The sequence below is a fragment of the Janthinobacterium sp. PAMC25594 genome (genome assembly GCF_019443505.1).
In the GTDB taxonomy this organism is placed as follows: Bacteria; Pseudomonadota; Gammaproteobacteria; order Burkholderiales; family Burkholderiaceae_D; genus Janthinobacterium.
In genome coordinates, this window is record NZ_CP080377.1 from 609,309 (window position 1) to 630,505 (window position 21,197).

A 21,197-nucleotide genomic window follows, 5' to 3' on the forward strand; every position below is an offset into this window, starting at 1 on the left:
GGCGGGCCGTATCATGCGGCCGCTTGCTCCCGGGGGCGAATGATCATGCAGGTGGCTGTCGCGTGCGCGTACACTTTACCCGCTTCGTCGCGGATCGTGCCTTCGGAAATGACCAGGTTGCGGCCCGCATTGATGACTTTGCCTTCGGCGTAGACCGTCACGTTGAAGGGCAGGGGGCGGCACATCTTGATGTTCAGGTCCGTCGTGCCGTAGCTTTCGCCGGCCGGCAAAACCGTGTGCGTGGCGCAACCCGTGACCGTGTCGAGCACGGTGGCGGCAAAACCGCCATGCACGCCGCCCATGGGATTGGTGTGCGTTTCATTCGCCGTGGCCGTGAAGATCACCCGGCCGTGCTCGATCGTGTGCGCGTCCATGGGCATGGTCTTGGAAATGCCGGGCCGTGGGAACAGGCCTTGCGCAAAAGCTTGCATCAGTTGCAAGCCGGTCATGTCGTTGGGGTGCATGGTAACTCCTGTGGGTTAGAAAAAAGGGTATTAAAATACTTAACCCAACGGCAATGACCGGGGTCAGACCCTCAGGGTCTGACCCCAGCTTTTGTCTGTGGGTTGGCTTGATCTTGCGCAAAACGCAGGCGCGAGGCGTGCAGCAGGAAGCGGGCGACGACGGCCAGTTCTTCTTCGCTAAAACCTTGCTTCAGTTGTTCGTTCAGGCTGTCGAGCAGGGGCAGGGCGGCGGCCAGCACCTCGCCGCCCCTGGGCGACATGTGCAGGGTGCCGGCGCGCGCGTCGAGCGCCGACTGGCCGCGCACGATCAGGCCGTTTTCTTCCATGCGCGCCACCAGGCCCGTCACGGCCGAGTTTTTCAGCTGCAGCGCCCGCCCCAGATCCTTCAACTGACAGCCTTCCTCGCCCTTCAGGGCAAACAGGGCGACCACTTGCGTGCCGGAAAATCCCAGTTCGCTGCTAAACACGGCATCGGCCGAGCGGAACAGGTTCTGGCGCGCCAGATTGAGCAGATTGAACAGGCGCGGCGAACGCTCGCCCAGCGGGCAGGCTGCGGCATCGGGAAGGTCGGATTGAGGGGAGGTATTGGTACGCATGCGGAGTATACTACTACGTATGCGTAATAAATCAAGCGACTATTGCTAGTCGCGTTGGTGGCGTCCGATGTAGCGGGCACGGGGTCGTATCAGCGCTGCGCTGGCGGCTTGCTCGGCCGCATGCGCGATCCAGCCGGCCGAGCGGGCCAGCGCAAACACGCTCATGCCCGCACCCTCGGGCCAGCCGAACGCCAGTTCCATGGCCGCCAGCGCCAGGTCGGCATTCGGGCGCGCATCGAGCAGCTCGTCCGCCGCCGCGCAAACGGCCAGGATGGCGGCCAGATGCGGGTGCCCAAGCGATAGCGTCGACAGGATTCCCAGCAAATACGCGGCGCGCGGGTCCCCGTCGGGATACAGCGGATGGCCAAAACCGGCGAATTCGGGCGCGACGGTCTTGTAATAGGCGACGATGGCGGCCCCGGCGTCCGGCGCGGCCAGCGCCTGCGTCAACATGCGCCGGGCCGCCGCGCTGCCGCCACCATGCTTGTCGCCAGACAAGGCTGCCAAGCCCGCGCCCAATGCGGCGGGCAGGCTGGCGCCCGTCGAGGCGACGCAGCGCACGGCAAAGGTCGACGCGTTCAATTCATGGTCGGCCAGCAGCACCAGCGCCGCGCGCAGCAGTTCCGTTTGCTCCGCGTCGGCTTGCCACGCCTGGGCCAGTTGCAGGTGCAGCGGCAGGGCGGACGGCGTCGTCTGCAGCAGGGCGGCGGCCAGGATGCGCATCAGGGCGGGGCCGGATGGCAGCGAGTGCGCCATGTCCACTGTCGTCAGCACGGCCATGGCCAGCATGGCGCGCGCCAGCGGCGTGGCGTCCGCCGCGCTGGCCAGTCCTGGCGGCAGGGCAGGCGCGTCCTGCTGAAAATAATCGCTCGCCTTATCGTCCCACAGCAGGCTGGCTGCCGCCTCCAGCGTCGCGGACTCGGCCAACGCCGTCGCATCGCAGCCCCGGTACAGCAATCGCCCGTCGAGAATGTGGGAAATCCGCGTTTCCAGCACGGGCAAGCCCCAGTGCATGGCGGCCACGGCCGTCTGGCCACCGCGCTTGGCATCGCTTTTGCGGGCCGCCAGGCGCAGCACGTCTTCCCGCGGATAGCGCTTGCGGCGTGATTGCCCGTTGCTGACGGAAGCGAGCAAGCCCCGGCTCACATAGGAATACAGGGTGGGCAGGCTGACGTTCAAGAGGCGCGCAGCCTCGGCAGCGGACAGATCGTTGTTCATGGCGGCCATTGTAGCGGCTGTCGCTTTATATTGATTGATGGAATCAAGATTGACGGGCCGGGCGGCGTGTCACTAGACTCATGCCTTTCCAGGAGCCTCCATGAGCACACATACGATTCGTACCCTGCGCCCCGACGATGCAGCGCCGCTGCTGGCTTTCGAGCAAGCCAACCGGGCCTGGTTCGAGCGCCATATCGACCGGCGCCCCGACGATTTTTACAGCGTCGACGGCGTCCAGGCGCACATCGCGCAATTCCTGGACGAACATGCACACGGGCGCATGCACCCCTGCATCATCTTGGACGACCACGGACAATTGATCGGCCGCGCCAACCTCAAGGACATTGACCGGGAACAAGGCGTAGCCGAAGTCGGCTACCGCATCGGCCAGCAGCAGGCGGGCAAAGGGCTGGCCACGGCCGCGCTGCGCCACCTCATTGACTTGGCGCAAGACGAATGGCGGCTGGAACGCCTGTGCGCCTGCGCCATCGACGGCAATGCGGCGTCGATCCGCGTGCTGGAACGCTGCGGTTTCGTGCAGGGAATGGCCGTGCCCGATATCGCCATCGTGGAAGGCAAGGTTGTCGATGGCCATGCCTATGCGCTGGAGCTGCGGGCAGCCCCCCAACGGATCATCGTCATCGGCGCCGGCATTGTCGGTGCGTCGCTGGCATACCACCTGGCCAGCAAGGGCGCACAAGTCACCGTGGTCGAGGCGGGCGCTATCGCGTCCGGCGTGACGGGCACCTCGTTTGCCTGGATTAACACATCCTGTGCCGGGCCGGATCCCATTGCAGCGCTGCGCGGCGGCGCCATCGCCGCCTGGCGCCAGCTGGAAACGCAGGTGCCGGACTTGAAAGTGCGCTGGCACGGCGCCTTGTCATATGGCACGCAGGATGGGCGCGTGTCGCCGGCATGCATCTTGATTGACCGCTCGCGCATCGCCCGGCTTGAACCGCAGCTGCGGCAACCGCCGCAACAGGCTATCTACGAGCCGGAGCAGGGCGCCCTCGACGCCGTTGCCGCCACCCACGCCTTGCTGGCAAAGGCCGAAGCGCTCGGCGCGACCGTCCGCACGCACATGCCCGTGCTGGGTTTTACGGTCCAGGACGCGAAGGTGACAGGCGTGGAAACAGCCACTGGCGTCATCGAGGCCGATATGGTCGTGCTGGCAGCGGGCACAGGCACGGCCAGCCTGGCGGAAAAACTGGGCGCCAGCCTGCCGATTCACGCCTCGCCCGCCATCTTTATGCGCTACCAGGCGCCGCCCGGCCTAGTGCGCGGCATCATTTCCAGCCATGCAATGGAAGTGCGGCAAGACGAAGATGGCACCATGCTGGCAGCGGAAGACTATGTGGACGATGCGCCGGACAACCAGCCCGCCGCCATGGCGCTGCGCACGGCTAGCGCGATCCGCAATGAACTGGCGGGGGCGGAGGCCATCGCGCCGGAATTTGCCGCTGTTGGCCTACGGCCCATGCCGCTTGACGGCGTGCCCGTCATCGGCTATTTGCCGCAGGTGGCAGGCGTGTATGTATGCGCCATGCATCCGGGCGTCGTGCTGGCAGCCATCGTGGGCCAGCTGGCCAGCGGGGAAATCGTCGATGGCCAGCCGGCTGCGGCCCTGGAGGCTTGCCGGCCCGCACGCTTTCTGGCGTGCTGACTTTTAAGGCACAGCTACCACGAACACGGGCAGGACGAACGGCACTTGCTCCTGCTCATCGCCGTCCTCCGACGGGGCCTGCATGAAAGCCTCGTTGCGCCAGTCCCCGTTCACCACGCGCTCGGCGATCAGAGATAAATCCTGCGTTTCCTGCAGCGCGCAGCGAAACGGCAGCCGCCCATGCGAGCGCGACACCAGGCTGAACCGCAACTGGCGGGATTGCGCATCGTGCCAGCAATAGAACAGCATGTCCTCACCAGCGAGCGCGCTGCGGCGTGCCGCGATCACCTCACCGATGAAGGCAACGATATCGGCCGCATGGAGCTGCGGCGTCTCCTCATCCGTGGGCGAAAAGCTCCACATATTGGTTCGGGCTTCGTGGTTGATATCGTCGGGATCGATTTCCACGGGATCGTCTTTTGCCACGGTGAGCCAGTTGGTGAGCACCGTTGATATCATCATGTCAATCTTTCTACTTTCGTGCGGGCAAGCGGCTAGCCAGCCATTCGGTGACGGCGTAGCCACTCATCGGCAACATCGCCCATGGTTTTCACGGCACCGTCGCGTATCCAGACCATGAAATCGCGCTCGAACGTAAATTGCGGTCCGCATTGGGCAAGCAGGAAGCGCCTGACGTTCTGCGTATTCCTGTAGTGCGCATCAATGACAGTGTGGCGGGAAATAGTGCCGCCGTGCCAATCGAATTCCATGCTGATTCCCTTTGCTGTATTCCCTTGAATGGCCAGAGCGTGCCATTCTAGATCATGGGCAACAGTTCGGCGAATGTCCAGCCGTCTCACCCTCTGGGTCCATCCGCCAATAACTCCGCCAGCCTGTCCGTCAACCACAAACTCGTCTCGCTGAGCTTCTTGCCATGAATCGACAAGCGCCGCACCGGCAGCCTGGATAAAGCCAGCGCAGGGCAGGGCACTTCCTGCAAATACCCTTTGTAGTTATCGTAATTGGCGATATTCAGCGGCAAAATCGCCCAGCCCAGCTCGTCGGCCACCATTTCCGCGATGCTGTAAAAACTGTCGGAAAACCAGACGGCGGGACTGAACGCGTGTTCGCGGTTCAGCTCGGAATCCATGATCAGCTGGCGGTAGCGGGTCAGCTCGTTGCGGCTCACTTCCTGGCCGTGCGCCATCGGATGGCCTTTTGCCACGAACACGCCTTGCGCCACGCTGCCGATGTGCTGCTGTTCCAGTATGGGCGAGATGGGGCCGCGGTCAAAGTGAAAAGCCACGTCGGCTTGCTGCTGCTCCACGTATTGCGCCACCTCGGACGCCGTAGCGTTGAGCATCACCAGTTCCAGCGCCGGATAGCGCGCCGCCAGTTCCTTGACCAAAGTGCCGATGGCCAGGTAGGGCAGGGCTTCGTCCAGCGCCAGGGTCAGCTGGGCTTCGGGCGCCTCGCTCAGCAGCTGGGCGCGCAGCTGCAGTCGCTCGGCCTGGCGCAGCAGTTCGCACGCTTCCAGGTGCATCACCTTGCCCGCTTCCGTCAGCACGGCGCTGCGGCGCGAGCGGTCGAACAGTTCCACGCCAAATTCCGCTTCCAGCAGACCGATCGAGGTGCTGACCACCGATTGGGCGCGGCCCAGCCGGCGCGCCGCGCCCGAGAAAGAACCGGCCGCGACGGCCGCTTCAAAGTAGCGCATTTGTTCCAAAGTCCATTGCATGGCATCCACCTATCTGTTTTACAGATGGATTTTAACTTGAATGCCATCCAGGGGCGACATAAAATGCTTTTACTAATTCAATAACATGAGATCCGCCATGAAAAACGCCCAAGCCCCTACCCCCGCCATCAGCTTCAGCTGGTGTCACGACGCCACCGCCGAAGATACCTTGTGCCAGTTATATCTTGATAACGTCAGCGCCGACTATATCTCCCATTCGGAGCTGCAGGGCGAACGCGCCGACGCACCCGGCAACTGGCGCGCGGACTTGCCTGAGGTGATACGCGGCGAAATCCGCGCCGCCCTGTCGCATGACTGGGCACATGGCGATTCGACCCTGCTGGCCGTCGCCACCGACGGTGACGCCATCGTCGGCATGGCCCTCGTTTCCATCGACACGCGCCAGCGCGCCTCAAAATCGTTCGCCGCGCTGGACGACCTGGTCTTGCTGCCCTCGGTACGTGGCAGCGGCATCGGCAGCTTGCTGGTGGAGTGGGTGGCCGACGAGCTGCGCGGCCACGGCATCGCCCGATTGTTCCTCGAATGCGGCGCGCACAACCTGACGGCGCAACAATTTTTCCAGGGACGCGGCTTCAAGCAAGTGTCCGTCGTCATGCTGCGCGAACTTGACGCAACCACAACGAGTGCCGCCGTGGATGACAAGGATGGCGACCGTGGCTGACGCCCGCCGCCCCCGACAAGGCCAGGCCCGTGGCAGCCTGGAACGTAAATATTTGCGCAGCACCAAATTTATCCAAACCGATAGTTGTTAAAAGTTACACTAAAATCCATGAGTTGTTTATGCATCCAATGAAAAAATGGCTGACGCTGGCCATCGTCTCCAGCGCCCTGTTCCTGATCGTGGTCGACATGACCGTGCTCTACACCGCCTTGCCCGCGCTGACGCGCGACTTGCAGGCCACTTCCTCGCAAAAGCTGTGGATCATCAACGTGTACGCGCTGGTCGTCTCCGGTCTGTTGCCCGGCCTCGGCACCCTCGGTGACCGTTTGAGCCACAAACCCGTTTTCCTCGCCGGCCTGACCGTGTTCGGCATCGCCTCGCTGTGCGCCGCGTTTTCGCCCGCGCCGGAACTGTTGATTTTTTCGCGCATTCTGCTGGCCATCGGCGCCGCGCTGATGATGCCGGCCACCTTGTCCATCATCCGCCTGACGTTTACGGATAACCGCGAGCGCTCGTTCGCCATCGGCGTGTGGGCGGCGATTGCCTCGGGCGGTGCCGCGTTCGGCCCCGTGCTCGGTGGTTTCCTGATGGAACACTACTGGTGGGGTTCCGTCTTCCTGATCAACGTGCCTATCGTGTTGCTGACCCTGGTGCTGGCCGCCGTCGTCCTGCCGAAACGGGCCGGTAACCGCGACAAGCCGTGGGACTTGAAGGGTTCCCTGCAAATCATGATGGGTCTGCTTGGTGGCGTGTATGCGATCAAGGAACTGGGCAAGTCGCAGCCGTCGTATGCGCTGGCCGCCGCCTCGTTCGCCGTGGGTGCCTTCTTCATGCTCAAATTCGTGCGCCGCCAGAAGCGGCAAGCCAAGCCGCTGATCGACTTCGCCCTGTTCCGCGAACTGCCGTTTTCCAGCGCTGTGGCCGCCGCCATGGTGGCCTCAGCCGCCCTGATCGGCATGGAACTGGCGCTGAGCCAACACATGCAGCTGGTGCGGGAACTGTCTCCATTGGAAGCGGGCTTGCTGCTGTTGCCGCTGCCGCTGGCGTCCGTGTTTGCGGGACCATTGACCGGTTTCATGCTGCCGCGCGCCGACAAGGCCAAGGTATTGTGGGGTTCGCTGCTGCTGTCCGGCATCGGCATGGCATCGTATCTGGTGCTGCATGACGCCGCCGTTTCGGCGCAAGTGGCCAGCCTGGTGATCCTGGGCCTGGGCCTGGGCGCCGTCATGACGGCCGCGTCGAGCGCCGTAATGCTCAACGTGGCGCCGCAGCAAGCCGGCATGGCCGCCTCGATCGAGGAAGTATCGTACGAGCTGGGCGCCGTCATCGGCGTGACGGTGCTGGGCACGATTCTGTCGGCCGTCTACAGCGCCACCCTGGTCATTCCGGAAAGCGCGGGCCTGCTACCGAACGCCCACGACACGCTCGATGCGGCGCTGCTGGCCGCCGAGCAATTGCCGGCCGAACTGGGCTTGCAAGTGTCGGAACTGGCCCGCTCGGCCTTCGACAAGGCATTTATTGTCGTGCTGGCAACGGCTTCCGCCATCCTGATGGTGGCTGCCGCCGCCATCCGCCATTTGCATCTGCGGGCGCGCCGCGCGGTGTGATGGACGGGGCCTTGCGCCCCGACAATATTGAACTGGATACTGGCTCGCCGCGCAAACGGCGGGCCAGTTGCATTTTCCTTCCTTGGGTCCGCATCGCGGCATCCCCCCGTGGCATGCGGGGAAGCCATTTTCCAGTATTCACTTCTCGTTGGCCGGGGGCAAGACTTGCCGGATCGCCGCCAGGACGACCTCCGGCGACGTCAGCGCTACTAGGCGGCTGCAGCTACATGGCCCGGAACAGGTGGACGAAGGCGCGGCTCACGGGCAGCTCGCCCGCGTGGTCGCGCATGCGCAGGAACAAACGGCTGGCGTCGTCGCGGCGCGTGCCGTCCAGCCAGGCCAGATTGATCAGGGTGGAGCGGTGCACTTGCCAGAATTGTTCAGGATCAAGCTGGCTGGCCAGGTCGGCGATGGGTGTGCGGATCAGGAATTCGCCATCCACGCTGGCGACAACCGTGTACTTGTCGTCGGCATGGAAAAAGCGCACCTTGGCCACGTCGAGGTGGTGCGTGCGCTCGCCCCGGGACGCGAGTATGTAGCGCAGCCGGGGGCGGGCAGGGCCGGGCGCGGCCGCCAGTTGCTGCAGCGCCTGTGCCATGGCCGCACTGGCGGGCGGCAAGGGCGCCACCGACCGCAAGCGCGCCACGGTACGGGCCAGCCTTTCGGTGGTGACGGGTTTCAATACGTAGTCGAGCGCTGCCTGCTCGAAGGCTTGCAGGGCAAACTCGTCGAAGGCGGTGACGAACACCACGCGGGTAGGGCCTTCGATGCCTTGCGCCACCTCAAGGCCGGACAGCCCCGGCATCTGGATATCGAGGAAGGCGATATCGGGTTCCAGCTCGGCGATGCAGGCGGCGGCCTCGACGCCGTTGCGCGCCATATGGATGACCTGCAAGTCCGGCCACAGGGCCAGCAGCTGGTCGCGCAGGTAGAGCGCCAGGTGCGGTTCATCGTCCGCGATCACGGCGCGCGTCATGCGGCCTCCACTGGGCATGCGCTGGCGGCGCGCCGGTACGGCAGCTCCAGCACGGCTTCGGTGCCATGCTCGCGCCCGCGCAGGACCAGGCTGGCATGCGCGCCGAACTGGGCCTGCAGGCGCGAGCGCAGATTGGCCAGCGCCATGCCGCTGCCCGGACGCGGTGGCTTGCCTGGGGCCGTCAAGCCCGCGCCGTCGTCCAGCACGCGGATTTCCAGGCGGCCCGCGCGCACCTCGGCATGCACGACGACGCTGCCGCCGTCCAACATGAGCGCCAGTCCGTGCACGATGGCATTTTCGACCAGCGGCTGCAGCATCAGCGTGGGCATGCTGGCCAGGCGCGCTTGCGCGCTGGCGTCGATGCGGAAGCGCAGCCGCTCCTCCATGCGGATCTGCAGCAGGGACAGATACTGGCTTGCCATGTCGAGTTCCGCATCCAGCGTGCTGTCGCCCTGGCGCAGCTGCGACAGGCTGGCGCGCAGGTAGCCGGAAAACGTTTCCAGCATGCGTTTCGCGCGCGGCGGATCGTAGTCCATCAGGCTCTGGATGTTCGCCAGGGTATTGAACAGCAGGTGCGGCTCGATCTGCCCCTGCAGCAGGCGCAGGCGCGCATCCGTCACCTCGCTTTGCAACTGCTGCTGGCGCAGGCGCGAGCGCCACCATGCCCAGTTGGCGCCCATGACAAACAGGATGAATACAGCAAACTTGGTCAGCGCGGCAGGCAGGGAGACGAACATGCCCCACACCTTGAAACCCACCAGTATCGGGACGATGGTGAAGCCGATGCTCATGCCGCCAATGATGGCTGCCAGTGCCAGCGCGCCCAGAGCCATGCCGGCGCGGATGTCGCGCACATGCGACATCCGCTCGACGAGCGGCGCCGGCAGCCAGCGCCCGGCCAGGCGCAGCACGCCGAACAGGGTATGCACGATGCACAGGCAGATGCCGATATTCGGCAGCAGCGACGCCCACCACCAGTGCGGCCGGTCGACCCGGCCGAAGATGGCGACGATGGCCATCAGGCCCAGTGCCAGGACGATGCCGATCAGGGAGATGAGCAGCAGGCGGGTGAGGATGGGGACTTCGTGCCTGGGGCGCAGTTCCCACAGCGAACGCCAGCCCCGTAGCAAAGTCGTTTTTCTGGTCATGGGCGTAGTGTAGCGGCCCGTTGCCTGATTGACCAGAACATGGCTTGCCGTTCGTCGGCCCCATTGTCGATTCGTCGCATGGGCGGGGCAAGGGGCCGGCCGGGCTGTCAATCTGTATTCTCATTCACCAATTACCAGGAGCCACATGAAGCACAGCACTATTTCCCTTGCCTGCGCCATTTTTTGCAGCGCCCAGGCCGCCGCACCCATCCTTCCGCCCATGGCCAGTATTCCCGCCGGCGTGTTTATCATGGGCAGCACGGAGCCGCGCATCGGCGACGGCAGCCACAATCCGGCCGAGGGGCCACCCCACGAAGTGCGCGTGGCCGCATTCCGACTGGCAAAATACGAGACGACGGTGGCGCAGTTCCGGCAATTCGTTGCCGCCACCGGCTATCGGGCGGCAAGCGAATGCTGGGAATTCGACCGCACTGACGGCATCGCGCTCAAGGAGTCGGGCTGGGATGCCCCCGCACATGACGGACCATCACCCCGTCATGTGCGTGAGCTGGAGCGATGCGACGGCCTATGTGCAATGGCTGGCGCGGGAAACGGGTCGCCCATTCCGCCTGCCCAGCGAGGCGGAATGGGAATACGCGGCGCGCGCGGGCACGGCCACGAAATACGCGTCCGGCGATGCTCCTGAGCAGTTGTGTAGCTACGCCAACATGAAGGACCGGCGTTTCAAGGCCGCGGCCCGGCGCGATCACGGCCTCGACATGCTGGTCACCGATTGCGACGACGGCGCCGAGTACACTACCGTCGTGGGCATGTATGCACCTAACGGTTACGGCTTGCACGACATGATGGGCAACGTGGCCGAGTGGGTGGCCGATTGCCAGCATCCCGATTACCGGGGCGCGCCCGCCGATGGCGCGGCCTGGAGCCAGGGCTGCGAGGCGGAGGGCGATTATTTCATCACGCGGGGCGGCAGCTATTCTGCCTCGCGCCAGGTGCTGCGCAGCGCCGCGCGCGGGCATGGCGGACGCGGCAATGCCAGCAGCCTGGGCGAAGGCTTCCGCATCGCCGAGGACACGGGCGGCTGCACGGCCAGCGCCTGCACCGGGGGCGACGCCGCCTTTGTCGGGGCACTGGCGGCGGCGCGGCAGGCGCAACGCGATGCCGGGGGACGGCCGCCTGAATGATGATTCGAACAATCATCGCTCGCCGCATTCCTTACTCCGTGACGATGATCTTCCCGTTCATCTCCTCGTGGCCGCTGCCGCAAAAATTGTCGCACAAGAAGGCGTACTCACCGGCCTTGCCGGGCGTCAGCCGCACTTCGGTGACCTGGCCCGGTTTCAGGTCGGCGCGGATGTTCATGTCCGGGATGAAAAAACCATGGATGAAATCGACGGCGGTGAACGCCAGCACGACGGTTTCATCCTTTTTCACGGTGATTTCATTCGGCGTGTAGACGAATTTCCTCGCCTCGATGGCGATGATCCTTTCCTTTCCGGCAATTTTCCTAAACCCCTGGGCGTCGATGGCGGCTACCGTCAGCAGCGCGCCGAAGCCACAGGCCAACCTTGCACATAGCTGTCTTCTGGCGCGGTCCATGGCTTAGGTCCTTGTAACGGGAAATTCCGTGAGCTTATAATCATTACCCGCCTGCGCTTCCACTTCGCGAAAGCCGAGTCCCTTGTTTGGCAAGGCGGGGTCCCACGGCAGGGGCGTGCGCTTTTCCTGCGATCCCGGTGCCGGCAGAGGGAAAATCAGCGATTTGGCGGCGTGGTGCGCGATTCTCCCCGTCATGTGGTGATGTTCCTGGTGAATATGGCCGTAGAACACGGTCACATTGCTGTAAGGCATTAACAGGGCGATCGCCTTGTCGCCGTCGCGCGTGGCCCAGTCCCATTTGGGGACCAGGTCGAACAGGGGCCTGTGGGTGAAGACGACGATGCGCGCATCCTTGGCTTGCTTGTCCAGGTCGTTTTTCAGCCATTCCAGTTGCGTATCGCCGATGCGCGCGCCGGGGTCGGACACGTTGTCGAGGGCGATGAAATGCACGCCCTTGTGCTCGAACGTGTAATTGGACGGGCCGAAGTTCTCCTTGAAGGCGGCGCCGTTGTCGAGCGAGGCGTCGTGCTCGCCAGGGATGAAACGCACGCTTTTCACCTTCAATCCCGCCGCGATCTCCTTGAATGCGGCCATGCGCTGGCGGCGCTCCTTCGGGTCGTCCGTCGTATGCGTGAGGTCGCCCGTGAAGATGATGAAGTCGGGTTGCACCTCCAGCGCATTCACGGTGGCGACGGCCTTGCGGAAGGTATTGAGGGCGTCGGGATTGGCGCCGCCGCTATAGCCCCAGTGCACGTCGGACAACTGGACGAAGTAAAAATCGTCGTAGGGGGCGGGCGTGTTGCCGGCCGCCGCCGCTGGCGCATGTCCATACAGTCCGGACATGAACACGGCGCCCCCGCCGATGGCGGTCAGTTTCATGAAACTTCTGCGGTCCATCATGATATTTCTCCTCGTTTCAGTCGATGCCGGTGGCAAAACAAACGCTATCTGGCGGCCGTGGCCGGGCTGGCCCGCCCGGCTTCCTGCCGCAAATACGCGATCAGGTCGGCGCGGTCCTGCGCGGACGGCACCATGTAGCCCATTTTTTGGCCGGGAATCAGTTTTTCCGGATTCGTCAGCCATAGATCCAGGGTTTTCTCGCCCCACACGACGTCGGACGCCTTCACGGCCGGCGAATAGCCGTAGCCGGCGGCGCTGCCGGCTTTCCTGCCGAACACGCCCTTGTGCGCGGGACCGACGCCGTTGTAGTCGATCGAGTGGCAGGACATGCACATGGTTTTGTAGAGCAGCTGGCCGTGGACGGCGTCGCCGGCGGTGGCCGCGCCGCTGGAAGCCATCAGCATGGCCGCCGCCAGGCCGGGGATGAAGTACGGGTATTTCATGGTTACGTTCCTTCCATTTGCAGGTATGTGGCATGGACCCGATGCAATCGGGGCCTGCAAGTGCTATAACTCCGACGACGGTGCAAATATTCCCGTCCCTGCCGGTTTATTTTTGTCCCTGCAGCGGGAATAAATCGCAGGCAAAGCGAGTCTTATGTAGTGAGACGGTCGACAGGCGGATGGGTGTTGATTTGAATGACATCGATAAAACCAGGTTGTTTGAAAAAATGGCCTTGCCTCATCTGGATTCCGCCTACAACCTGGCGCGATGGCTCACGCGCAATGATCAGGATGCCCAGGACCTGGTGCAGACGGCGTTCCTGCGCGCCTACCGCTTCATGGACGGCTACCATGGCGATGGCGATGGCGCGCGCGCCTGGCTGCTGACGATCGTGCGCAATACCTATTACACGTCGCTGCGCGACAGCCGCCCGCAACACGACGACATCGGCTTTGACGAGGAAATGCACGGCCACGATGGGGATGGATGCGGCATGGCCCCGGAAGACATCCTGGCCCGGTCCGACGTCAGGCAGGCGATCAACCGTGGCCTGGAAGCACTGCCGCAACCTTTCCGGGAAGTGCTGGTGCTGAAGGAACTTGACGATCTGTCCTACAAGGAGATCGCGGACATCGTCGGCATCCCGATCGGCACGGTGATGTCGCGCCTGGCGCGGGGACGCAAGCTGTTGTTGCTATACCTAAAACAACATACCGATGAGAAATGAAATGCAGTGCACCGTATCACACAGCAAGATGTCCGCCTTTGCCGATGGCGAGCTCGACGCACTGGCGTCGCAGGAATTGAGGCAGCACCTGGCCCATTGCCCGGACTGCGCGAAGGCGTTCGAACAGCTGCTGGACTTGCGCGCTGCGGTTAGCCGGCATGGCCTGCGCCACACCGCGCCAGCCGCCCTGCAGCAGCGCCTGCGCCAGGCGCTGCAGGAAGAGGGGAAGGCGGCGAAGGAAGTTCCACAGCGCCGGAAATGGGCGCAACTGCCGTGGGCGTGGATCAATTTTGGCGTGGCCGGCATCAGCACGGCGGCGTTTGCCGTCACCCTGACGCTGTATCTGTCCGTGCCATCGGAGGCGGAACGGCTGGACCAGGAGATCGTGGCCAGCCATTTCCGTTCGCTGCTGCCCGATCGCCTGGCCGACGTGGCGTCGTCCGACCAGCACACGGTCAAGCCATGGTTCAGCGGCAAGCTCGATTTTTCACCGCCCGTGGTTGACCTGGCGCAAGCCGGCTTTCCCTTGGTCGGCGGGCGCCTCGACTATATCAGGCAGCGCCCCGTCGCCGCCTTGGCGTATCGCCGGCATCAGCATGTGCTGAACCTGTATGTCTGGCCTGAGCAAGCAAAAGGCGATGCGCCGCCGCGCCTGAGCGTCAAGCAGGGCTATCACTTGATACGCTGGAGCCGCTCCGGCATGGAATATCGGCTCATTTCCGACCTCAATGTGCCGGAACTGATGGACTTCGAGCGCCGGTTCGCGGCGCAGATCGACCAGGACGCTCTGCCGTAAAAGCGCCGCGCCGGGCCTTCTAATTGACTACTGCGCCAGCGCAAGCACTTCCCGGTACATGCCGGTCTCGTTGTCCCGCGCATTGACCACTTGCGCCGTGCCGATATACGCATGGAACAGGTCGGGGCGCGCCCTGGCCATGTGCACGCCCGGGATCGAACCCCAGGAACTTCCCATCAGGATGACTTTGTCCTTGTCCAGGTGCTGCCGCAGATAGATGGCGTCGGCAAACGGACTCAAGGCATTGCCCGGGCCGCCATGGATGAAGAGGATAACGGGATTGCCGCAGGCGGCGCCCGTGACCGTGATCCATTGTTCGATGCCGTTGATGGGCACATAGCCTTGCTCGCGGATAGGCTGTGCGGGCGAGGTGCAGATGCTGTCGGCGACGGCCAGGGGTTCGGCGTGCAGGCCTGTCGTGGACAGCAGCAGAGCGGACAGCAGGGCGAGGTGGGAAATGGGTCTCATCGGCTACTTTGATGGCTGTTATCAACAGCCATCAAAGTAGCGTTTTTCACATGAATTGTCCAGATGGAAATATTTCTGCGGGACTATACCTGCTTGTTATTGCGCAACAAGCGCAGCCCGTTGGCCACCACCAGCAGGCTGGCGCCCACGTCGGCGAACACGGCCATCCACAGGGTCGCCATGCCGGCCAGGGCCAGGCCGAAGAAGACGGCCTTGATGCCGATGGCAAAGCTGATGTTTTGCACGAGGATGCTGCGCGTGCGCTGGCTCAGGCTGATGAATTCGGGCAACTTGCCCAGTTCATCATCCATCAGGGCCACGTCCGCCGTTTCGATGGCCGTGTCGCTGCCGGCCGCGCCCATGGCAAAGCCGATGTCGGCCTGCGCCAGGGCCGGGGCGTCGTTGACGCCGTCGCCCAGCATGGCGACCACGCCAAATTGCTGCTGCAAGGCCTTGATTTCATCGAGTTTATTTTCCGGCAGCAATTCCGCCTTGACCAGGCTCACGCCCACCTCGGCCGCGATGCGCTGCGCCGTCAGCAAATTATCTCCCGTCAGCATCACGGTGGTCACGCCCAGCGCAGTCAATCTGGCGATAGCGGACGCCGCCGTCGGACGCAGCACGTCGGCCACGGCGATCACGCCCAGCGCGCCGGCCGGGCTGGCCAGCACCATGGCCGTGTACGCTTGCTGTTCCAGCCGCGCCAGGATGGCTTGCAGGTCCGGCGTCAAGAGCTTCAATTCCGTCATCAGGCGCGCATTGCCCAGATAATAGGTCTGGCCATCGATATTGCCTTGCACGCCGCGCCCATGCAGGGCGGCAAACTGGCTCACGGGCAGGTGGCTGCTGGCGGGCGGACCCGCCTTGACGATGGCGGCGGCCAGCGGATGGGCGGAATTGGCATCCAGGCTGGCGGCCAGCAGCAGGATGGCGTCACGGTCGTTGCCTGCCAAGGCCACCACGTCCGTCACGGCCGGTTTGCCCATGGTCAAGGTGCCCGTCTTGTCGACGGCGATGGCTTTGATCCGATAACCGGTTTCCAGGAATTGCCCGCCTTTCACTAAAATACCGCGCCGCGCGGCCGCCGTCAGGCCGCTGACCACGGTGACGGGCGTGGAAATGACCAGTGCACAAGGGCAGGCGATCACCAGCATCACCAAGGCCTTGTAGATCCAGGCCATGAAGGGCTGGCCCAACAGCAAGGGCGGCAGCACGGCCACCAGAATGGCAAACACGACCACGGCGGGCGTGTAGTAGCGGGCGAAATTGTCGACAAAGCGCTGCGTGGGCGCCTGTTTGCCCTGGGTCTCCTCGATCACCTTGACGATCTTCGCCAGGGTGCTGTTGCCGCTGTTGGCTGTCACGGTGACGTCGAGCAAGCCCCGTTCATTGATGGTGCCCGCATACACGACGTCGCCCACGGCCTTGTCCACCGGCATGCTTTCACCGGTGATCGGCGCCTGGTTGACGGACGACTCGCCGCTTTGCACGATGCCGTCGAGGGCGATGCGCTCGCCCGGTTTCACGCGCATCAAGGTGCCGATGGCCACCGTGGCCACGCTGACCTGGTTCCAGGCGCCGCTGGCGTCGGCGACCGTGGCCGTGTCGGGCGCCAGCTGCATCAGGCTTTGCACGGCGTTGCGCGCGCGGTTCAGCGACAAGCCTTCGATCAGCTCGGCAATGGCGAACAGGAAGATGACCATGGCCGCTTCCGGCCACTGGCCGATGGCGATGGCGCCGAAGACCGCCAGGCTCATCAGGAAGTTGATGTTCAGGGTGAACGTTTTCAGTGCAATCCAGCCCTTTTTCAGGGTCGGCCAGCCGCCCGTGGCAATCGACAGCAGGGCCAGGGCGATGACCAGGGGCGAACTGTCTGCGTGCGTGGTCCACGCCAGCGCCTCGGCGCCGGCAGCGGCCAGGCCGGAAACCACCAGCAAGCCTTTTTGCAGGCCGGACAGAGTGCCTTCGTTCGGGTCGCGCGCAACGACCGCGTCCGCTTCCATGGGAATCGCCTGCATGCCGATGCCGTGCAGGGCCGCTTCCACCGTGGCCAGTGTAGGCAGTGTGTGGTGTACGTCGAGCACGCGGTTCATCAGGTTGAAATCGAGGCCCACGACACCCGCCATATTGGCCAGCTTGTTGCGGATCAAGCGTTCTTCCGTGGGGCAATCCATGTTGGCGATGCGGTATTTGGCTGTGCTCGCGCCGGCGATGGGGGCGCTGGGCAGGGCTGGCGCGGACGAGCACGCATGCTGGCTGGAACAGCAGCCGGCCGCCGTGGGCGCCGGGCTCGGTTCGTGCTTATGATCGTGCTTATGCTCGTGGTCGTGCGCGTGGTTATGGCTATCGTGTGGCATCGCATCATCCTTCTGGATTGGTGTATGCTTCCATTAGAAACCCTGTAGCCGCTACAGGGTCAAGAGAATTTGCAAGAAAGAATGAAAAGGGGATGCCATGCGTATCGGAGAACTGGCCAAACGGACAGATTGTGACGTGGAAACCGTGCGTTACTATGAAAAGGCGGGCTTGCTGCAGGAGCCGGGGCGCAACAGTGCCGGCTACCGCGAATACCGCGAAGAACACCAGGAACGGCTGCAATTCATCCGCCATTGCCGCTCCTTGCAGATCGGCCTGACCGATATCCGCGCCTTGCTGGAATTTAAGAACAATCCGGCCGAAGGCTGTCAGAGCGTCAATGAATTGCTCGATCACCATATCCTGCGCATCGCCGAGCAGATGGCGAATTTGCAAACCCTGCAGCAGCAGCTGGTGACCCTGCGCCACCAGTGCGACCAGCCGCAGCCGTCGCAAGACTGCGCGATTCTGCAAAACCTGTCCGAGGCGGCCAGCGGCCACGACTGCGCCTGCCATACCGAACTTCACTAAGCGATCTGCCTTCATGCCAACATTGTTTTCTAAAAGTACTTTATTGACACTTTCCCTGCTGTCTCCCCTGGCTCATGCCGCCGAGCAAGCCCAATCCGCCTTCTACCTGACCCTGTACAGCGTGCCCGGCGTGCCGCGCACCGACGATCCCTATACCTGGAGCACGGCCGGCGGCCAGCAACTGCTCAAAGGCTTGACGAACGAAGAAGGGCAGGCCTTCGTGAAGCCGGCCGAAGGCGAAGAAAATTACGTTTTGGAAACAGTCAGCATGCGCTGGAATATGGCCGTGCCCGCCAAATGCTGGCAAGGCGAGCCTGCCGCCCTGCAGAAATGCGCGCAACTGATGCAGAGTGCCAGCCGCTACGATATCGAGCAGGATGCGGCCAAGTTGCTGCTGAAGAAGACGCAAGCGCAGCTGCAAGTCAAGGCCGAGGCGTATGCCATGGCGGCCAGGGCCAACCAGGACGAACTGGCCTGGCTGGGGCGCCTGCCCGCCGCCTGGTCGATGGATGACTATGGCATGCGCTTGCTGGGATTGGTCGACAAGATCCAGGGCCAGATCAGCAAGGATATCAAGGCGGGCGGGGCCGATGTGCGCCAGTTCGTCTGCCGCGCGCCCGCGTCCTATGGTCCCTTGCCGCAGCAGGCCGCCGTCGATGCCTGGTCCGCCACGGCGCGCCAATCGCAGCTTGAGCGCGGTGGCCCCGCCTGGGATGCGCTGGTGGCGGCCGCCGCCAAAGGCAACTGGATGGCCCGCGCCGAACTGTATTACGCGCTGGCCGGTCGCAATGTCAGCGAGTTGAGCTACCTTGAACAATACCGCATCGTGCAATTGATGGAATGGCTGCACAAGCAGCAGATCGGCGCGCTGTACAGCCTGTTAAACATCGGTTATGCGGCCGTCGATTACGGCGCGGGCAAGGGCGGACAAGACCACGTATATGCCTACGCCGCCATGCGCGGCAGTTATGCCGACCAGTACAGCGTGGGCACGCGCCTGCAGACGGATTCCGATCCGGCCCTGGCGCAAGCAGGCGACAAGATGGTCGCCTGCGCCAAGGCCGCCAGGCCCGACTTGCGCTAACGGGGCAGCAGCGGCGTGCCGCCGTCGCCCAGGCGGAAGGCATCGACCACACGCAATAAATCATGTGCCTGGTCCTGCATGCTTTGCGCGGCGGCGGCCGATTGCTCGACGAGGGCGGCATTGCGCTGGGTCAATTCATCCATTTCCGTGATGGCATTGTTGACTTCCTCGATGCCCTTGCTCTGGCGCTGGCTGGCCGCCGTGATGTCGTTCATGATTTCCGTCACTTGCTGCACGGAAGCGACAATATCGCCCATGGTGCGCCCGGCGCTGTCGGCCAGCTCGCTGCCCGTTTCTATCCTGGCAACGGAATCCTCGATCAGCTGCTTGATTTCGCGCGCCGCCGTGGCCGAGCGCTGCGCCAGCCCCCGCACTTCGGTGGCGACGACGGCAAAGCCGCGTCCCTGTTCGCCCGCGCGCGCCGCTTCCACGGCCGCGTTCAAGGCAAGGATATTGGTCTGGAACGCGATGCCGTCGATGACGGCGATGATGTCGACGATGCGCCCCGAACTGGCCTTGATCGAGCCCATCGTTTCGACCACCTGGCCCACCACGCGGCCGCCTTCCAGCGCCACGTTCGAGGTCGACAGCACCATCTGGTTGGCCTGGTGCGCATGGCTGGCATTTTCGCGCACGGTATCGGTCAGGGCGTGCATCGAGGTCGCCGTTTCTTGCAAGGAATGGGCTTGCGACTCCGTGCGGGCCGACAAGTCCGCATTGCCGAGTGCGATTTCACTCGCTTCCACCGTGATGGTGGAGCCCGCCTGGCGTATCTCGCCCAATAAAGTGTTCCAGTTTTTCAAGACCGTGGCCAGCGCGCGCGACAGCTTGCCCACCTCGTCGTCTCCTTGGGCGTCGATGCGCATGGTCAGGTCGCCGGCGGCCAGCGACTCGGCGGCGCGGCAAGCCTCGTCGATGGGGCGCACGACGGAACGCGCCACCCAGGTGGCGATCAGGGCCAGCAAGGCAAAGCCGATGGCCATGGTGCCGAGCGACAGCCAGCCGGCGCGCTGGCCCGCGGTTTTTGTTTCCTGCAAGGCATCGACGGTGCGATGGTCGAGGTTGAGCAGCACCTGGCGCAGCTGCCCGCGCACTTGCTGGTAGTGCGTGGCGGCATTTTGCATCGCCGCCACGCCCGTATTCGGGTCCATCGACGCCAGGTCCAGCGCCTGCGCCACGCTGGCGCGGTAGCGTTCGAGGCCCGGCAGGGCCTGGGCCGCTTCCGTGGCGGCGCCCGAGAATTTCTGCAGTTCCTTCAATCCTTGCGCAATGGCATTAAGCTGGCCATCCGTTTGCGCGCCGAATTGCTTGAATTGCTCGTCCGTCAGGCTGGCGGCGATGGCGATCTTCGCATACACATCGGCGTGTACCTGGCCCAGGGCAATAGCTTGCTGATTGGCAAGCCGTTCGGCCGTCAGGGTGACGTCTTTCAGTTCGCGCATGCGCTGCTCGTTCTGCTGCATGGCGAAGTAGGACAAGGCCCCCATGGCCAGCAGGCAAGCCAGCGCGACCAGCGGGACGATCAACATCTTCTGTGCGATTTTCATCGGAATCCATATCGTCAAGAGAGCGAAAAACCATCCCGGCGCTGGCGGCGCGGCGGCGGGCTACAGGTAAATGCCACCGCAGACGACGGTGTCGGCCAGTTTTTCGCAGTACATGGCCTTCGGTTCGATCTTCTTGTTTTCCGGATTCGTGAATTTGTATTCCTGCCAGAACTTGCCCTTGCTCTTGGCCAGGTCGACTCTTTCCTTGACGAAGGCCTTGCCGTCGATATCCTTGAGTTCAATCAGGTTCTTGCCCACCATTTTCGGGTTGGCGCCATGCGCGACCACCGTGCCGTCGAGTTTATACACGACCAGGTACAGGTCATGCAGGATGAATTGCGGCGCCTTGGCCGTGATCTCGCCATACGCCTTGGCGTCGCCGGCACTCTTGATGTAGCTCACGCCTTTCTTGACCATGGCTTCGGCGTCGGCGCGCGTGGCGCCGCCGTCGGCCGCGCTGGCGATGGAGGGCAAGGTGGCGGCGGCAAGTATGAGCGACAGGCAAATGGCAGGGGCGAACTTGGACATGAGAATCTCCTTCACATTGCGGCAGGGAAAGCCGGCAGAGAACCGGTGCGGTGGGGGGAGCGCTGACGGTTCATGGTAGCGCGATGCCAGCGGGCATGCGCTGGTGCAACAGATTTTTTTTGAATGGGGCGTTTTTGCAACATCGCGTGCACGTTGCCGCAATGGGATTTTCAGAGGGGAAAGGCCGCTGCCGGCTATCGATACACTAGTGTGGCATGCGCGCCG

General features: G+C 63.7%; 23 protein-coding genes and 1 pseudogene. 9 read left to right on the forward strand and 15 right to left on the reverse strand.

The window, feature by feature from the left end; all coding sequences use genetic code 11:
- Window positions 1-11: 11 nt before the first annotated feature.
- The 3 genes from KY494_RS02715 to KY494_RS02725 form a co-directional block, all read right to left on the reverse strand.
- Window positions 12-464 carry a PaaI family thioesterase gene (locus KY494_RS02715; protein WP_219889782.1) on the reverse strand — a complete coding sequence of 151 codons (453 nt, stop codon included), beginning with the start codon at window positions 462-464 and terminating at the stop codon, window positions 12-14.
- Between the two features lie 71 nt (window positions 465-535).
- Complete coding sequence (locus tag KY494_RS02720) at window positions 536-1,060, reverse strand: MarR family winged helix-turn-helix transcriptional regulator (RefSeq protein ID WP_219889783.1); 525 nt, start codon at window positions 1,058-1,060, stop codon at window positions 536-538.
- 45 nt (window positions 1,061-1,105) lie between these two features.
- On the reverse strand, window positions 1,106-2,278 hold the full coding sequence (locus KY494_RS02725) for a citrate synthase (protein ID WP_219889784.1): 1,173 nt from the start codon (window positions 2,276-2,278) through the stop codon (window positions 1,106-1,108).
- Window positions 2,279-2,378: 100 nt separating this feature from the next.
- Here KY494_RS02725 and KY494_RS02730 point away from each other — a divergent pair, with 100 nt between their 5' ends.
- On the forward strand, window positions 2,379-3,941 hold the full coding sequence (locus tag KY494_RS02730) for an FAD-dependent oxidoreductase (protein WP_219889785.1): 1,563 nt from the start codon (window positions 2,379-2,381) through the stop codon (window positions 3,939-3,941).
- A 3-nt stretch (window positions 3,942-3,944) separates the two neighbouring features.
- Here the strand turns inward: KY494_RS02730 and KY494_RS02735 are convergent, their stop codons facing one another.
- The 3 genes from KY494_RS02735 to KY494_RS02745 all read right to left on the reverse strand — a co-directional run bounded on the left by KY494_RS02735 (window position 3,945) and on the right by KY494_RS02745 (window position 5,619).
- Window positions 3,945-4,403 (reverse strand): hypothetical protein, encoded by a 459-nt coding sequence (locus KY494_RS02735; protein ID WP_258194612.1) that lies wholly within the window; start codon window positions 4,401-4,403, stop codon window positions 3,945-3,947.
- Between the two features lie 32 nt (window positions 4,404-4,435).
- Complete coding sequence (locus KY494_RS02740; protein WP_219889786.1) at window positions 4,436-4,651, reverse strand: DUF6434 domain-containing protein; 216 nt, start codon at window positions 4,649-4,651, stop codon at window positions 4,436-4,438.
- Between the two features lie 86 nt (window positions 4,652-4,737).
- Window positions 4,738-5,619: a LysR family transcriptional regulator gene (locus KY494_RS02745; RefSeq protein WP_219889787.1), complete on the reverse strand. Its 882-nt coding sequence runs from the start codon at window positions 5,617-5,619 to the stop codon at window positions 4,738-4,740.
- A 97-nt stretch (window positions 5,620-5,716) separates the two neighbouring features.
- On the opposite strand from KY494_RS02745, the gene KY494_RS02750 reads away from it, so the two are divergent.
- Together KY494_RS02750 and KY494_RS02755 are read left to right on the forward strand one after the other, a co-directional pair.
- Complete coding sequence (locus KY494_RS02750) at window positions 5,717-6,301, forward strand: GNAT family N-acetyltransferase (protein ID WP_219889788.1); 585 nt, start codon at window positions 5,717-5,719, stop codon at window positions 6,299-6,301.
- Between the two features lie 128 nt (window positions 6,302-6,429).
- A complete protein-coding gene (locus tag KY494_RS02755) occupies window positions 6,430-7,908 on the forward strand; it encodes an MFS transporter (RefSeq protein WP_308836444.1) in 1,479 nt (492 codons plus the stop codon).
- Window positions 7,909-8,131: 223 nt separating this feature from the next.
- Here KY494_RS02755 and KY494_RS02760 read toward each other — a convergent pair whose 3' ends face one another.
- The gene (locus tag KY494_RS02760; protein ID WP_219136970.1) at window positions 8,132-8,884 is read right to left on the reverse strand and encodes a LytTR family DNA-binding domain-containing protein; all 753 of its coding nucleotides are present in this window, start codon (window positions 8,882-8,884) and stop codon (window positions 8,132-8,134) included.
- Window positions 8,881-10,032 carry a sensor histidine kinase gene (locus tag KY494_RS02765; RefSeq protein ID WP_219889792.1) on the reverse strand — a complete coding sequence of 384 codons (1,152 nt, stop codon included), beginning with the start codon at window positions 10,030-10,032 and terminating at the stop codon, window positions 8,881-8,883. Before KY494_RS02765 ends, KY494_RS02760 begins: the two co-directional genes overlap by 4 nt.
- Window positions 10,033-10,282: 250 nt before the next feature.
- On the opposite strand from KY494_RS02765, the pseudogene KY494_RS30095 reads away from it, so the two are divergent.
- Both KY494_RS30095 and KY494_RS02770 read left to right on the forward strand, forming a co-directional pair.
- Window positions 10,283-10,411, forward strand: a pseudogene (locus KY494_RS30095) (SUMF1/EgtB/PvdO family nonheme iron enzyme); the annotation flags it as partial.
- 97 nt (window positions 10,412-10,508) lie between these two features.
- Entirely contained in the window at window positions 10,509-11,177 is a 669-nt protein-coding gene (locus KY494_RS02770) for an SUMF1/EgtB/PvdO family nonheme iron enzyme (protein ID WP_219889794.1), read from the forward strand.
- 31 nt (window positions 11,178-11,208) lie between these two features.
- On the opposite strand, the gene KY494_RS02775 is transcribed toward KY494_RS02770, so the two are convergent.
- The 3 genes from KY494_RS02775 to KY494_RS02785 are packed head-to-tail and all read right to left on the reverse strand — an operon-like array spanning window position 11,209 to window position 12,935.
- Window positions 11,209-11,592 (reverse strand): cupredoxin domain-containing protein, encoded by a 384-nt coding sequence (locus KY494_RS02775; protein ID WP_219889795.1) that lies wholly within the window; start codon window positions 11,590-11,592, stop codon window positions 11,209-11,211.
- 3 nt (window positions 11,593-11,595) lie between these two features.
- On the reverse strand, window positions 11,596-12,489 hold the full coding sequence (locus tag KY494_RS02780) for a metallophosphoesterase (RefSeq protein ID WP_219891449.1): 894 nt from the start codon (window positions 12,487-12,489) through the stop codon (window positions 11,596-11,598).
- A gap of 47 nt (window positions 12,490-12,536) precedes the next feature.
- Window positions 12,537-12,935 carry a cytochrome c family protein gene (locus KY494_RS02785; RefSeq protein ID WP_219889796.1) on the reverse strand — a complete coding sequence of 133 codons (399 nt, stop codon included), beginning with the start codon at window positions 12,933-12,935 and terminating at the stop codon, window positions 12,537-12,539.
- A 227-nt stretch (window positions 12,936-13,162) separates the two neighbouring features.
- On the opposite strand from KY494_RS02785, the gene KY494_RS02790 reads away from it, so the two are divergent.
- Window positions 13,163-13,663, forward strand: a complete 501-nt coding sequence (locus KY494_RS02790) for a sigma-70 family RNA polymerase sigma factor (RefSeq protein WP_258194614.1) — start codon at window positions 13,163-13,165, stop codon at window positions 13,661-13,663.
- Window position 13,664: 1 nt separating this feature from the next.
- Complete coding sequence (locus KY494_RS02795) at window positions 13,665-14,459, forward strand: anti-sigma factor (protein ID WP_219889797.1); 795 nt, start codon at window positions 13,665-13,667, stop codon at window positions 14,457-14,459.
- A gap of 27 nt (window positions 14,460-14,486) precedes the next feature.
- On the opposite strand, the gene KY494_RS02800 is transcribed toward KY494_RS02795, so the two are convergent.
- Both KY494_RS02800 and KY494_RS02805 read right to left on the reverse strand, forming a co-directional pair.
- Window positions 14,487-14,927: an alpha/beta fold hydrolase gene (locus tag KY494_RS02800; protein WP_219889798.1), complete on the reverse strand. Its 441-nt coding sequence runs from the start codon at window positions 14,925-14,927 to the stop codon at window positions 14,487-14,489.
- An 83-nt stretch (window positions 14,928-15,010) separates the two neighbouring features.
- A complete protein-coding gene (locus tag KY494_RS02805; protein WP_219889800.1) occupies window positions 15,011-17,284 on the reverse strand; it encodes a heavy metal translocating P-type ATPase in 2,274 nt (757 codons plus the stop codon).
- 97 nt (window positions 17,285-17,381) lie between these two features.
- Here KY494_RS02805 and cadR point away from each other — a divergent pair, with 97 nt between their 5' ends.
- Window positions 17,382-17,813: a Cd(II)/Pb(II)-responsive transcriptional regulator gene (gene cadR / locus KY494_RS02810; RefSeq protein ID WP_034787498.1), complete on the forward strand. Its 432-nt coding sequence runs from the start codon at window positions 17,382-17,384 to the stop codon at window positions 17,811-17,813.
- Between the two features lie 43 nt (window positions 17,814-17,856).
- A complete protein-coding gene (locus KY494_RS02815) occupies window positions 17,857-18,897 on the forward strand; it encodes a hypothetical protein (RefSeq protein WP_219889801.1) in 1,041 nt (346 codons plus the stop codon).
- On the opposite strand, the gene KY494_RS02820 is transcribed toward KY494_RS02815, so the two are convergent.
- Together KY494_RS02820 and KY494_RS02825 are read right to left on the reverse strand one after the other, a co-directional pair.
- A complete protein-coding gene (locus KY494_RS02820) occupies window positions 18,894-20,444 on the reverse strand; it encodes a methyl-accepting chemotaxis protein (RefSeq protein WP_258194615.1) in 1,551 nt (516 codons plus the stop codon). The two genes, KY494_RS02815 and KY494_RS02820, sit on opposite strands and share 4 nt — an antisense overlap.
- Before the next feature lie 60 nt (window positions 20,445-20,504).
- On the reverse strand, window positions 20,505-20,972 hold the full coding sequence (locus tag KY494_RS02825) for a cache domain-containing protein (RefSeq protein ID WP_219889802.1): 468 nt from the start codon (window positions 20,970-20,972) through the stop codon (window positions 20,505-20,507).
- Window positions 20,973-21,197: the final 225 nt, after the last annotated feature.